Below are 13,003 nucleotides of genomic sequence, written 5' to 3'. Positions count from 1 at the left end.
GGCATTCGGCTGGATCGCTCAACGATCCAGCCGAATGCCAGTAGCACGACCGTGATGACTACACCGATGGAGACCGTCAGCCGTACGGCAAGAGAAGCGGGGCGCCGATTCATGGATCATTCCGGTGCGGCAGCATCAAGCATGTACCCCATGCCACGAATTGTGTGGATGAGCTTGGGCTCGAAAGCGTCGTCGATCTTCGCCCGCAGGCGTCGGATGGCGACGTCGATCACGTTGGTGTCACTGTCGAAATTCATGTCCCAGACCTGTGAGGCGATGAGCGACCGAGGCAGCACCTCACCCTGTCGACGTACCAGAAGCTCCAGCAGCGCGAATTCCTTATTGGTCAGGCTGATGCGTTGATCCTGGCGCTGTACGCGGCGGCGCGGAATATCCAGAATCAGGTCTGCGACTTGCATCTGGTCCTGCAGGCTCGTCGTAATACCGCGTCTCAGCAGCGTACGCACGCGCGCCAGGAGCTCTGAAAAGGCAAAGGGCTTGACCAGATAATCGTCTGCGCCCAGTTCCAGCCCCTTGACGCGGTCTTCCACGCTGTCTTTGGCCGTCAGGAAAAGTACCGGCACAGCCGACTTGGCCTCGCGCAGGGCTCGTACGATATGCCAGCCATCCACATCAGGCAGCATCACGTCCAGAATGATCAGGTCATAGGAACCGGTCAATGCCAGGTGGTGGCCATCTAGCCCGGTGCGGACGAGATCCACGACAAAGCCTGACTCGGTCAGCCCTTGCTGTACATATTCGCCCGTCTTGATCTCGTCTTCGACCAGGAGCAATTTCATGGGTCTGCCGTGTGTTCTTGTTGTCGCTATAGGTGATAGGACTGCGACGCAACCGTTTCCCGATTTTAGTCGCGAGGGGATGACGCAACCATGACGTTCTGATGACAGACTTGTAATGATGGCGTCATCAGTCTGACAGTCTCACTTCCGTAGAGTGTCGGTTCCTACTTTCGTATGAACGGGAATCACAGTCGTGAAACGACCTGCCGCCTCCATTGTTGCTGCCCCAGCCTTGTCGCGCCGCCGCTTCGTCCAGGGGCTTGCCGCTGGGGGCGTCCTGCTGAGCCTGCCGCCCTACGCACGGGCTGCCGCTGCGACAGCAGGCACCCACGTGGGGTCGGCCGTTGTCTTGCGCGGCACCGAATTCAATCTTGAGATCGGCGAATCGCCTGTGAATTTTACCGGTAGCCCGCGCATGGCCACCACGGTGAACGGCTCACTTCCGGCACCCACCCTGCGTTGGCGAGAAGGGGACACCGTGACCCTCCGCGTGAAGAACCGTCTGGCCGAGGCGACATCCATCCACTGGCACGGCCTCATTCTGCCCTTCCAGATGGATGGGGTACCAGGGCTGAGCTTTGCGGGGATCGCTCCTGGGCATACATTCACCTATCGGTTCAAGGTACAGCAAAGCGGTACCTATTGGTACCACTCGCATGCCGGTATGCAGGAGGCCACGGGGGTCTACGGCGCGATCATCATCGACCCAGCCCAGCCAGACTCGCTTCGATTCGACCGCGAGCACGTGATCCAGCTCTCCGACTGGACTGACGAGAATCCGATGCGGGTTCTCGAAAAGCTCAAGATGAGGGGGGACTACTACAACCACAGCCAGCCTACGGCAGTCGATTTCTTCCAGGACGTTTCGCGCCTGGGACTGAAGGCGGCCGTGGACAAGCGCAAGATGTGGAACGAAATGCGCATGAATCCGACAGACCTTGCGGATCTGTCGGCGGACGTGTTGACCTACCTGATGAACGGTGTGACGCCTGCTGGTAACTGGACGGGGTCTTTCAAACCCGGGGAACGGATCAGGCTGCGTTTCATCAATGGGGCGGCCAATACCTTTTACGACGTGCGCATCCCTGGTCTGCCATTGACTGTCGTTCAGGCGGACGGCGTGAATGTAGAGCCGGTCACCGTCGATGAGTTCCGCTTCGGGCCCGGTGAGACCTACGACGTGCTGGTGAAGCCCCAGGACGACGCCTACACCGTTTTTGCCCAGGCCATGGATCGTACAGGCTATGCACGCGGCACGCTGGCCACCCACGAGGGGCTTGTTGCAGCAGTTCCTGCGCTGGATTCCGTCGAGTGGCTCACCATGGCTGACATGATGGGTGCCATGAGTGGCGGCGGTATGGCGGGCATGGATCACTCTGGTACGGCGGCAATGGCAGGTATGAACCATGGCTCGATGCCCGCCTCACGTGCCAGCACCCAGGTACGCCATGCAAAAACGGAATACGGCGCGAGCACCGACATGAGGGTGGACATGCCGCGCACCGACCTATCTGACCCAGGCATCGGGCTGCGCAACAACGGACGGCGCGTATTGACGCTGGCTGACCTGCATACCATCGGTGGGCCCATGGACTCGCGTGGTGCAGAACGTGAGGTGGAACTTCATCTGACCGGCAATATGGAGCGCTACACCTGGTCGTTCGACGGGGTCGAGTATGGACATTCGACACCCGTCCATTTCCGCTACGGCGAACGGCTCAGAGTCATCCTGCAGAACGACACGATGATGACGCACCCCATGCACTTGCATGGCATGTGGAGCGAACTTGAATCACCAGACGGCCAGTTTCAGATCAGGCGCCACACGATCCCGGTGCAGTCGGCTCAGCGGATCAGCTTTCTGGTAACAGCTGACGCCCTTGGCCGCTGGGCGTGGCACTGCCACCTGATGTTGCATATGGACTCGGGCATGTTCCGTGAGGTGGTCGTCGCATGAAAATCAATCACAGTATTCAGAGCGCGGCCAATATGGAAAACCTTTCCTCATTGAAGATGACCTTACTTGCAGCGGTGGTGACCGCAGCTATGGCTGTTCCCTTGCCAGCCAGCGCTCAGGCGCATTCCGGACACGCCACCCACAATGGCGCGACACAGAGTCCTGCGGCTTCTGCTGTGTCGCCCGACACCGGCTCTGCGGTTAAGCAAGAAGCGGAACAAGGCGCTATGGATGGGGCAGGTATGGATCACGGTGCCATGCAGACGCAAGGCGGCTCGGCACCCGCCGATGCGCGCGATCCAAACGCATACTCCGAGGGCTATATGCGTAACGCCGGCAAGTACGCCTTACCGCCTTCACAAGCACTGCGGATGTCGGATGAGCACAATTTCGCATCTGTTTATTTGGATCGTCTGGAGTACGTCCGGGCACGCGGTCAAGAATGGGGCACTTACGATGGTGAAGCCTGGTATGGCGGCACCTACAACCGGGCAGCCCTCAAAGCCGAAGGCGAAGTGGCCGGCGGCAAGCTACGTGATTCCAGAACGCAAGTGCTCTGGCGCCACGCTGTCTCCACGTTCTGGGATACGGAGCTGGGCCTGCGGTTCGATCACGGTCAGGGTATGCCCAACCGTCAGTGGCTTGCCTTGGGTTTCAAAGGTCTTGCTCCATACTGGTTCGATGTCGATGCGACCGCGTTTGTGGGCCCCAATGGGCGCACGGCGCTCTGGCTCAAAACAGAGTATGACGTTCTGCTGATACAGCGCCTGTACCTCCAGCCAAGCATCGAGGTCAACCTTTACGGCAAGGACGACGAACGCCGGGGCATCGGCAGTGGGCTCGCGAATGGCACGGCAGGTCTGCGTCTCAAGTATGAGATCACGCGCCAGGTCACGCCTTATATCGGTGTGGAGTGGGCCAGCAGTTTTGGCAAGACTGCGGACTACGCACGCGCTGCAGGTGAGCCGAAGCAAGAGACCCGGTTTGTGGCAGGCGTCAGTCTTCGATTTTGACCTCAGCTGCAGATCAGTTTATCGGCAGCACGCGAGGGCTGCCTGTCCGATCGAATTTTCAGGAGAAGTTTTCATGATGAAGAAACCCTTGACCGTCCTGGCCCTCAGCATTCTGCCAGCCCTCGCGTGGGCAGTGGGTGGGCATTCGGGTGGGCACGACGCGCCGGCCCATGGCATGCCAGGGCATGATATGTCCACCATGTCGTCGGCGCCATCCGCCATTGGCCGGCCGGGCGACCCCGCAAAAGTCACCCGCACGGTCGAATTAAAGATGGAAGATTCCATGCGGTTCACACCGAACGAAATCCAGGTGAAGGCGGGCGAGACCATCCGTTTCTTTGTGAAGAACACCGGGCAGATCCCGCACGAGATGGTGATAGGCACGGTGGCCGACCTGAAGACACATGCGGCCGAAATGCAGAAGATGTCTGGGATGAAGCATGCTGAACCCAACATGATCACGCTCGCAGCCGGCAAGATCGGCGGGCTGGTATGGACGTTCGATCAGCCTGGCACGGTGGACTTTGCGTGCCTCGTCCCTGGCCATATGGAAGCCGGAATGGTGGGCAAGGTGAAGGTGAGTTGACCTTCCCGTTGTGTCAAGGGTTAGGCTACGGATGTTGCCACGCGGGCGGCAGGAAACTAGGCTGGTGCTGTGCCCGTCTATTCAGGAAGGGAGGTGTTGCTTATGATGAAATCCAAAGGCGTGCCTGTGCTGTTACCTCTGTGGATTGCCTTCACTGTTGGAGCACTGATGTCCAGCAGCACACAGGCCCAGATGATGGAGGGCTCGACGATGGGCGGGATGGTGTGGTCCATGGCAATTTTTTGGCTGCTCATTGTGGCCGTGCTTGTGCTTGCCATTGCAGCGCTTGTGAAATATCTTTTCAGGAAATGATGGCCTGTCCGGGCCTGTCTGTTTGACGTTCAGGAGCGAGCTATGAATGTGAAAACGATACTTGCGGCATCCGTTGCCGCGCTGGCAATCGGTGTCGGTGCGCCCGTCGTTGCGGCCACTGCTGCCCAGAGCGATTCCGGGGGCTCAGGCATGATGCAACAGGGAGGCGGCTCGGGCCAAAACTCATCCATGATGGGAGATACCGGATCTCAAGGTGCCATGGGTGGTGGCATGATGGGGATGATGGGTAGCGGGCAGGGCAATGAAGGTGCCTCGCGCTCAGGTATGCGGGAAGGTGAGCATATGCGCGGCGGCATGATGGGGATGATGGGTGGTGGTGCCATGGGCGGTGGCATGATGGACGGCTGCTCGATGGCGATGGGCGCAGGCCTGGATCGCAAGACTGCGATGAAGATGCATGGCGAAATGATGCGTGCGATGGGAGATATCCTCATCAAGTATGCAGACAAGGTCCAGGAGCCCGCGGCCAAGCAGTGAGCCTTGCGGGCGCAGCGTAATCATCGCATCAACGCATCAACCGAACGGGGCCTACCTCAGATCCAGTCATGTCGTTTCTTCGAATCAATAAAAAATGGGCCGTTACGGCTGTGGGGACTGTAGCGGTTGCCGGAGCTGTCCTGCTGTACTGGGCCAATCGCCCGGCCAGCGCAACCTTCATCGACCCTGCAAACCAGGATTTGGTCGTACAGGGCAAGGCGATTTACGCAAACACCTGTGCGGCCTGCCACGGCGCGAAACTGCAGGGTCAGCCCAACTGGCGCGAGCGTCTGGCGAACGGCCGGCTGCCCGCGCCGCCACATGATCGCACGGGGCACACCTGGCACCACCCTGATGCGGTGCTCTTCGACTTGGTGAAAAACGGCCTGGTTCCAGGGCGCACTGCGCCGCCGGGTTATCAAAGCGACATGCCAGCATTCGGCGGCACCCTGAGTGACGAACAGATTATCGCGGTGCTCGCCTACATCAAGAGCACCTGGCCATCCAATGCCCTGCGCATGCAAAAGGAAGTGACCGAGCAGCAGCAGCGGCGGCGATGACGTTGGACTGCAGTTCGCTTCCCACGGCATTCAGAAGCTTGCGTACCGTGTGCAACTGGTGGTGGGTGGAATGACAGCCCATCGGATGGTGATGAGTGGGCTCGTTGGGGCGGACCAGCGCTGGCGGATCACGCCCTTGTATGGAGCTTCTTCATAAAGCCTGTTCAGCACCTCGTTGGTCGCCCCCGAAGGGTAATCGACACTACTCATTGCGATCAGGGCGCCACAGCGCAGCGGATTGTGAGACTTGATCCATGGCGAAAGCTCAGGCTTGCCGTCTTCAAGAATTTCAGGGCTTGGGTGCATGTGGATGGCGATATTTCCGCCCAGCCATGTGTGGGCTGCGACCAGGGTAAGGGGGGCGGTTGGCACATACTGGTGCCATATCGCCCGCATCCGCCTCGAAATGATCGACCCTGGGTAGGTGGAATTCGTTTCCATCCCGGTGTGGTAGGCGAGGGGCCCCCGGCCGATGGCGTAGCCGGCAGCCATGAGGATCTGGATCGTCATGACGGTGATGGCAGTTCTTCGCAGGACTTCACGCTCGTCGCCCCCCAACCACCAGAAGGTATAAAACCCGAACAGGACGAAGAAGGTGGTCGCCCATGAGGCCCCCAAATGGGCCTCGATGAATGCGGAGACGGTGACGGTGAGCAGGACAGGGCTGCCACCGACGATGACCAGAAAGGATCGATCCCAGGCGCTGAGTGCCCGGGCGTAGGGGCGGGTTGCCACCAGGATTTTTGGTGTGCTGCTGCGCCTGCTCGCTCGGAATTGCCAATAAGCGACGGCAAGCCAGGCGACGAGCATCGGGCTCAAACGTCCGAGCTGAGTGCTAAGAAATTCTGCAATTTGGTGTGATTCGCTGAAGCTTCCGCCGCTTGTGGGGAAGATGGAGGTGTCGGCATAGTGCAGCGGCCCGAAGTGATGGTGAATGAGCCAATGAATATGGGGCGAGATGACCAGCAGAAAGACAGCCAGCGCCATCGCCGCGCCTCGCCATGCACGGCGGTCTCTCCAGTGACCTGCGTACACGAAGAACACGAAAAAGGCTGCAAACTGGATGAGCGCGCTGTATTTGGTGAGGAATGCGACGCCACAGGCCGCACCCAGCCAGAGCCAGTCTCGGGCATGCTGGTATCGCAGTGCCCGGTAATAGAGCCAGGTCGAGGCGACGATAGACCACATCTGCACGGAATTGTGGTTGTACATGTCGGCCCGTATCGAGAAATAGGCTGTGACTGACACCATGAGCATGGCGATCAGCGAGCGTCTTGGGGTCGTGAATTCGCAGCCGAATTTCCAAAGGAGCCAGAGTCCCAGCGCGCAGACGGATTGGCCGGCAAAAAAAGTCAGCCAGACAGATTTGCCAAAGAGCAGCACCAGGGGGTACAGGATCCACGAGGGTACCGGTGGATGCTTGAAGTATCCCCATTCAAAACTCGATGCCCAGACCAGCTCTTCGATGTTGTCTTTGTCTGGCGCGCTGTGACTGATGGCCGAGAGCAGCGTCCATAGCACGACGGCGCCGATCAGGAACAACGGCGCGTAGAGGGCTACCGGGATGGCTGCCTGCCGCAGTCGGGGTGCGAAAAGGCGCATCCCGATTTCAGTGGATGTGTTCACAATAGACCTTGCGCTGCGGGCAGTGGCTCGCTACTGGCATGTCGCTCGGCCAGGTCGATCAGCACGGGCATGGCCAGCAGCACCAGTGGCAACTGCACCAGGGCACCGGCGATGATGGCGATCGCCAACGGCTGCAGCATCTGGTCTCCGGCACCGCTCACGGCGGCGCCCAGTGGCACCAACGCAAGGATCATTGCAAGTGTGCTCATGACGATAGGTCTCAGGCGGTTGAGGGCGGCCGATCGCAGGGCTTCGCGCACAGGCAGGGCCTGGCGCAGCGCCTGATATTCTGACACCAGGAAGATGGCCATCTCGGTAGCGATGCCGATGATCATCACCATGCCCATCATGGCGGTAATGTTGAGTTCCACACCCGTGAGCCAGAGTCCGACGAAAACTGCGCCGGTGGACAGCAGTGAGGTGGCCATGACGATGAGCGGGATGAAGAGGGTGCGGTACAGGAACATCAGCAGAATGATTTCGGCCGCGACGGCCGCCGCAAAGACCTTCACCATACCGCGCGCTGCTTGTTGCTGTTGTTGGTAAGCGCCACCAAATGTATAGGTCATTCCGGCTGGAATCAGGTCAGGAGTCTGTAGCATCTGTTTGACCGAGGCGATGGTTGAGCCCAGGTCGCGCGAGCCGTTGGTCTGCGCCGTGATGGCAACGATCTGCCGCAGGTTGTCGCGCGTGAGCTCTGGCTGGCCAGACACGAATTGCGTGCTTGCGACCGCTTTCAACGGAAAAGTCTGCCCGTCTGGGGATTCGATCGGGAGGTCACCCAGCTGGTCACGGTAGATTCTGCCTTCTGGTGCCTGGAGCTTGAGCCGGACCCCCACATCGCGGTTTGCCGCAAGATACCGGGTCACGACCGAGCCTTCCAGGTAGTGCTGCACCTGGTTCTTGACCTCGGCCACGGTGACGTTGTGCTGGGTTGCGGCAGCGGAGTCGACGTGGATCTTCAGCGCATCGCCGGCAGGTGTCACACCGTCACTGATGGACGCAGCCTCTACGCCAGGCACTCTGGCAAGGGCCGCAGCGATTTTCTGGGCGGCGGGAGCGAGCTCGTTGGCGTTCTTGGCACTCAGCTGGATCACCACCGGCTGTCGGCGGCCCACCATGTCGCCGATCATGTCGCCCATCAGCTGGTGGGTATCGAAGTCCACCCCGGGAACTTGACTGGAGACTTTCGTGGAGATGTCGTCCATCACTTTCCAGATATCGGGTCGTCTGGAGGGATCCACCAGGCGCACGAAAAAGTCTCCCTGGTAGGTTTCAGTCAGGTCGCCCCCAAGCCCTGCGCCCGTGCGCCGCGAATAAGTATCTACATAAGGGTTGGTCTTGAGGATGGCTTCGACCTGTGTGAGTTCCCGGTTGGTTTCCGCCAGCGAGGTGCTGGGCGCCGTCTTGTAGTCCAGCACGAAGCCACCTTCGTCCATGCGCGGCAGGAACCCGGTGCCCACATGCTGATAGCCCAGATAGCCCACCCCGGCCACTGCGGCCAGCGCCAGCGCAACGATCCAAGGTTTGCAAAACGCGAGATCAAGCAGTCGGCCGTGAGCATGTTTGAGCCGCGTGTCCTTGCCATGGGATGGATCGGTCCAGTGGTCGAAGTCGATGAGGCGGCGCGCCAACAGCGGCACGACGAAGGCCGTGAGCAGAAACGAGATGATGAGGGACGAGGCCATGGTGAGCGACAGGAACCTGAAGAAGGCACCCGTCACCCCCGACAGAAACGCCAGCGGGATGAAGATGATGACCGTGGCCAGTGACGAACCCATCAGGGGCGCCAGAAACTCGCGTGCCGCGCGCAGTACGCCTCTTTGTGGGTCGTGTTCCGCGTTTGAATGACCAATCCGGCGGGCGATATGCTCGATCATGACGATCACGTCGTCGATCAGCAGGCCAATGGCAGCCGCGATGCCGCCCAGTGTCATGATATTGAGCGTCATGCCCAGCAGCCACAGCACGAGCATGCTGATCATGACAGACATCGGAACCACGATCATCGCGACCGCCGTGACCCGCGCGCTGCGCAAAAACCAGAAGAGGACGCCCGCTGCAAAGAGCAGCCCAATGGCAATGGCTTCTTCCAGAGCCGCGATGGAGGAGTGCACGAGTTGCGTCTGGTCGTACCATTTATACAGATGCAGCGACGCAGGCTGGGTCTTCATGAAGGCGTCGAGGTGTTGTCCGACTTGCCGGGCGAGCGCCAGCGAGTCGGCGTTGTCCTGCTGGTAAACGTCGAAGGTGACTCCCGGGTGGCCGTTCACGTTGACCAGCAGCCACTGCGGCTCTGAACCCATCGTGATGGTGGCGATCTGCGACAGGCGCACTACGCCGGACTTGCGCGTGCGCAGCGTCACGTCGCCCACTGACTGTACGGATGTGAAGGCGTTATCGTTCACCGCCAGATAGAGCAGATCGTTGTCGGCCAGATGCCCGGCGGCGGCAACGGTGTTGGTGGCGGCCAGAGCGTTGCTGACGTCCGCAAGCGTCAGGCCATAAGCCTGCAGCGCTTGCGTCGATATGGACACTTGCACCTCCGGGGTCTTGCCGCCCAATACGCCCACGCGGCGGATGCCCGCGATACCGGTCAGAAGCGGCACCACCTCATGCTGGGCAATCTCCCGTAGGCGCGCAGGCGAGAGCTTGTCCGAGAGCAGCGCGTAGGAGACGAACGGCATGACGGCGTTTGGGCTCATCTGGCTCACGCCGTAGGTGGTTCCCGCTGGCAGGTCGGCCATCTTGCGTGAAAAGGCAGCGTCCACGTGGATGAGGGCACGGTCCATGTCCGTGCCCCAGGGGAAGGTGACGAAGATCTGCGCAGAACCGCGCGAGGTCGTCGACGAAATTCCCGTCACACCCGGAACGGCGCGTGCCACGGCTTCCAGTGGCTGTGTCACATCGATCAGCATCTGTTGCGCCGGCATGCTGCCGGTATTCACTTCGACGCGGATACGCGGAAAGCTCGTGACCGGAAACAGGCCTACTGGAAGCCGAATGGCGGCGTAGATGCCGGCAAGCGTCAGTGCGAAGGCAACGAAAAGAACCGGCAGCCTGTGTTCTTCTATCCAGGCGGGCAGGCTCATTTCGTCAACCCTTTGACGGCGTCTGCAAAGCGCAGCGCCATTCCGTCATCGAGCTGGTAATTCCCCGAGAGCACCAGGGCCTGTTGGGCATTGAGCCCGTCGCCCCGTACGGCTACCTGGTTTCCCTGAGTGGCTTCGATATGCACCTTGACCTTGCGCGCCTTCGCGCCGTCAGCCTGCACGACATAGGGGGCTCCCTGGTCGTCTGCAAGGATGGCGGCATGAGGGACCACATACCCCTGTGCCTGCCCTACCGTGATGACGGCGCGTGCCGTTTCTCCGGGGAACAGGTGATCGGTGGCAAGCACAATATCGATCGGGATGAGGCCCGAGGCCGCATCGACAGCTCCGGCGATACGGCTGACTGATCCCGATTGCGCCGGTTCATTCTTAAGGGAAGTAATTTGTACCGGATCGCCCGGGTGCACGCGGCGTGCTTCGTCCGGGATCACGCCGACCCGCAGCACCAGCCCGGCCACCCCTGCCAGCTCGAGCATGGCGGTGCCCGGTGCGACGGCTGAACCGCTGGAGACTGCAAGCCGCGTCACGATGGCGGGGAAGGGCGCCCGCAGTGTGACCGGTGAGTCGCCTCCCTGTGCCTTGAGTGCTTCCAGTGCCGACCGGGCATCGGTGTCGGTCTTCTGTGCGTTGGCCAGATCTTGAACGGTGGCCAGGTGCTGAGCCAGGAGTTTGCGTGTTCTGGCGACCTGCGCCCGGGCATCAAGTGCTGCGGATTGCGCCTGCTTGTAGGCGGCTATCGTTTGCGCACTGGGTGTGAGCGATAGCAGCGGTGCACCCGCCGGTATGCGGTCCCCCGCGTGGACGAAGAGGGCCTGCACCGTCTCGTTCGCGTGTGCAGTGATGGCTTGCACGGCAGAAGGTGAGGACTGGATCGCGCCGTAAGCCGTGAGTGTCTGCGCGAGGCTGCCCGGCTGCAGCGGGACAGCCGTGACCAGCACGCTGGGCGCTGCGGCGCTTGCGGCGGGTTCGGTCGCGCCACTACTGTATCCCAGCCCCAGATAGCCCACCCATGCTGCCAGTAGGGCCGCTCCAGTCATCATCAGACGTTTCATAGTGATTTCACCTCATCCATGGGGGCGATCCGGACGTGAGGAAGGCCCAGCCCAAGCTCAAGTTCCAGCGCAATTGCTGTTTCATCGCGGGCACGTTCCAGATCCAGGCGCTGTAGCGTTCGGGCCAGCGCTGTGGACCGGTAATCGGCCAATGTTCGGGAGTCCAGATTGCCTGCGTCAAATGCAGCTTTTGCGGCATGCACCTGCAGATCCGCGGTGTGGACGTTCTTGGCCGCCGCCGCAAGCTGCGTCGTGATGGCCTGATTTTGTGCCTGTAACGAAAGCACGCTGGCAGCACTCGTATCCAGACGACTCTGGTACTGCTCGTGCAGCAGCAGACGTGTGGCCCGGGTCTTGGCAACTTGGCCCTGATTGCGGCTGAAAGTCGGTAGATCGAAAGTGACCGTGGGTCCTCCCGAGCGGACCTGCGAGGTATCGGAATTCCAGGACCCGCCCAGAAGCAGCGCGGGAAACTGGCCCAGGATCGCGGTGCGTACATCCTGGTCCGCTGAGCGGTAGCCCAGCTGCAGGGCGATGAGGTCGGGCCGGCGATCCTGCACGCTGGCGGCAAGTTTCGTCAGATCATTCGGCAGCGCGTGCGGTTGGGGGCGGGCAATGGCAAAGCGCACATTGGGCTTCAGCCCCAGCAAGGTATTGAGTTCTCCCCAGTTCTTGAGCTGTTGCATTTGCAGGGCGGCCAGTGCCTGTTCCAGGGATGCTTTCGAAGCCTGTACCGGGCTGATGGCGCTCAGGCTGATCTCGCCGCGGTTCAGAGCTTGTGCCATCTGCGATTCGGTCTGTGTGACGGCGGCGAGTTCCCCGCCGCTTGCCCGGATGGCTTGTCCATTCCAGTAGAGTGTGGTCGCCAGCAACCGCGCTTTTTGTGCAATCTGCCACTCCTTCCACAGCAGGTCGGCGTTGACTTGTGACACGCGGTCGTGTGCCGCTGCGACCCGGCTGCGGTAGGTCACGAGTGATGCGACGTCCTGCGCCAGCGACGCCGTGTAGGCGCCTGCGACGCCGGGACCACCCAGCAAAGCGGCGTAACTGAGGCTCACTGAAGGGTTGGGAATGAGCGTGCTTTGGGTAAGATCTGCGTGAGCCAGTGCGGATTCACCCCGTTCCGAACGGAGCTCGGGGTCGTTGAGGATTGCGAGCAGCCCGACGTCATCCACGTGGATCGGTTTGTCGATGGCAATGATGTGAGGGCCTGCGCCTGAACCGGTCTCGGGGATGGCGCGCTGGAGATCGGTGATGTCGTTTGCGAGCCTGGCCTGCGTCGGTAGCGGCAGTGCGTGGTAGCTGGCGCAGCCGCTCAGGGCCAGGGCGCAGGCCAGTGCACCTATCCTCGCTGGGGCTTTCATCATTCCTGGCTGTCCTCTTGATCCGATCGTTTCGAATGGACCAGAGTCTATAGAGCCAGATTTAGATCAGAATTAGAAGGCAGGCTGGCACATGGCGCTGCGCTGGCGGATCAGCAATGCAG

Annotated in this window: 12 protein-coding genes; 6 read left to right on the top strand and 6 right to left on the bottom strand. The window is 60.8% G+C overall.

Features of this window, described 5'->3' with window-relative positions:
* Both EPN31_RS16700 and EPN31_RS07530 read right to left on the bottom strand, forming a co-directional pair.
* Nucleotides 1-113, bottom strand: a 113-nt coding sequence (locus EPN31_RS16700) for a hypothetical protein (protein WP_367188303.1), incomplete at its 3' end; no start/stop codon positions are given.
* A 3-nt stretch (nt 114-116) separates the two neighbouring features.
* The gene (locus EPN31_RS07530; RefSeq protein ID WP_291771390.1) at nt 117-800 is read right to left on the bottom strand and encodes a heavy metal response regulator transcription factor; all 684 of its coding nucleotides are present in this window, start codon (nt 798-800) and stop codon (nt 117-119) included.
* A gap of 193 nt (nt 801-993) precedes the next feature.
* Here EPN31_RS07530 and EPN31_RS07525 point away from each other — a divergent pair, with 193 nt between their 5' ends.
* From EPN31_RS07525 to EPN31_RS07500, 6 genes are all read left to right on the top strand, one after another.
* Entirely contained in the window at nt 994-2,757 is a 1,764-nt protein-coding gene (locus EPN31_RS07525) for a copper resistance system multicopper oxidase (protein WP_291771387.1), read from the top strand.
* The gene (locus EPN31_RS07520) at nt 2,754-3,770 is read left to right on the top strand and encodes a copper resistance protein B (RefSeq protein WP_291771385.1); all 1,017 of its coding nucleotides are present in this window, start codon (nt 2,754-2,756) and stop codon (nt 3,768-3,770) included. Before EPN31_RS07525 ends, EPN31_RS07520 begins: the two co-directional genes overlap by 4 nt.
* Before the next feature lie 76 nt (nt 3,771-3,846).
* Nucleotides 3,847-4,356 carry a cupredoxin family protein gene (locus tag EPN31_RS07515; RefSeq protein WP_291771407.1) on the top strand — a complete coding sequence of 170 codons (510 nt, stop codon included), beginning with the start codon at nt 3,847-3,849 and terminating at the stop codon, nt 4,354-4,356.
* Nucleotides 4,357-4,458: 102 nt separating this feature from the next.
* Complete coding sequence (locus EPN31_RS07510; protein WP_291771382.1) at nt 4,459-4,668, top strand: hypothetical protein; 210 nt, start codon at nt 4,459-4,461, stop codon at nt 4,666-4,668.
* A gap of 42 nt (nt 4,669-4,710) precedes the next feature.
* Nucleotides 4,711-5,166 (top strand): hypothetical protein, encoded by a 456-nt coding sequence (locus tag EPN31_RS07505; protein WP_291771379.1) that lies wholly within the window; start codon nt 4,711-4,713, stop codon nt 5,164-5,166.
* 68 nt (nt 5,167-5,234) lie between these two features.
* Nucleotides 5,235-5,726 carry a cytochrome c gene (locus tag EPN31_RS07500; protein WP_291771376.1) on the top strand — a complete coding sequence of 164 codons (492 nt, stop codon included), beginning with the start codon at nt 5,235-5,237 and terminating at the stop codon, nt 5,724-5,726.
* 30 nt (nt 5,727-5,756) lie between these two features.
* Here EPN31_RS07500 and EPN31_RS07495 read toward each other — a convergent pair whose 3' ends face one another.
* The 4 genes from EPN31_RS07495 to EPN31_RS07480 are packed head-to-tail and all read right to left on the bottom strand — an operon-like array spanning nt 5,757 to nt 12,884.
* Complete coding sequence (locus EPN31_RS07495; protein WP_291771373.1) at nt 5,757-7,352, bottom strand: glycosyltransferase family 39 protein; 1,596 nt, start codon at nt 7,350-7,352, stop codon at nt 5,757-5,759.
* Nucleotides 7,349-10,444 carry an efflux RND transporter permease subunit gene (locus EPN31_RS07490; RefSeq protein ID WP_291771370.1) on the bottom strand — a complete coding sequence of 1,032 codons (3,096 nt, stop codon included), beginning with the start codon at nt 10,442-10,444 and terminating at the stop codon, nt 7,349-7,351. The genes EPN31_RS07495 and EPN31_RS07490 overlap by 4 nt, the downstream gene beginning before the upstream one ends.
* Nucleotides 10,441-11,517, bottom strand: coding sequence for an efflux RND transporter periplasmic adaptor subunit (locus tag EPN31_RS07485; RefSeq protein ID WP_291771367.1), 1,077 nt, complete (start codon nt 11,515-11,517; stop codon nt 10,441-10,443). The genes EPN31_RS07490 and EPN31_RS07485 overlap by 4 nt, the downstream gene beginning before the upstream one ends.
* Nucleotides 11,514-12,884, bottom strand: a complete 1,371-nt coding sequence (locus EPN31_RS07480) for a TolC family protein (RefSeq protein WP_291771364.1) — start codon at nt 12,882-12,884, stop codon at nt 11,514-11,516. The genes EPN31_RS07485 and EPN31_RS07480 overlap by 4 nt, the downstream gene beginning before the upstream one ends.
* Between the last annotated feature and the right edge of the window lie 119 nt (nt 12,885-13,003).

It is taken from the genome of Castellaniella sp. (assembly GCF_004321985.1).
In the GTDB taxonomy this organism is placed as follows: domain Bacteria; phylum Pseudomonadota; class Gammaproteobacteria; order Burkholderiales; family Burkholderiaceae_B; genus Castellaniella.
The sequence above is the reverse complement of the archived record's forward strand: the minus strand, read 5'-3'. Positions and strand labels throughout refer to the sequence as shown.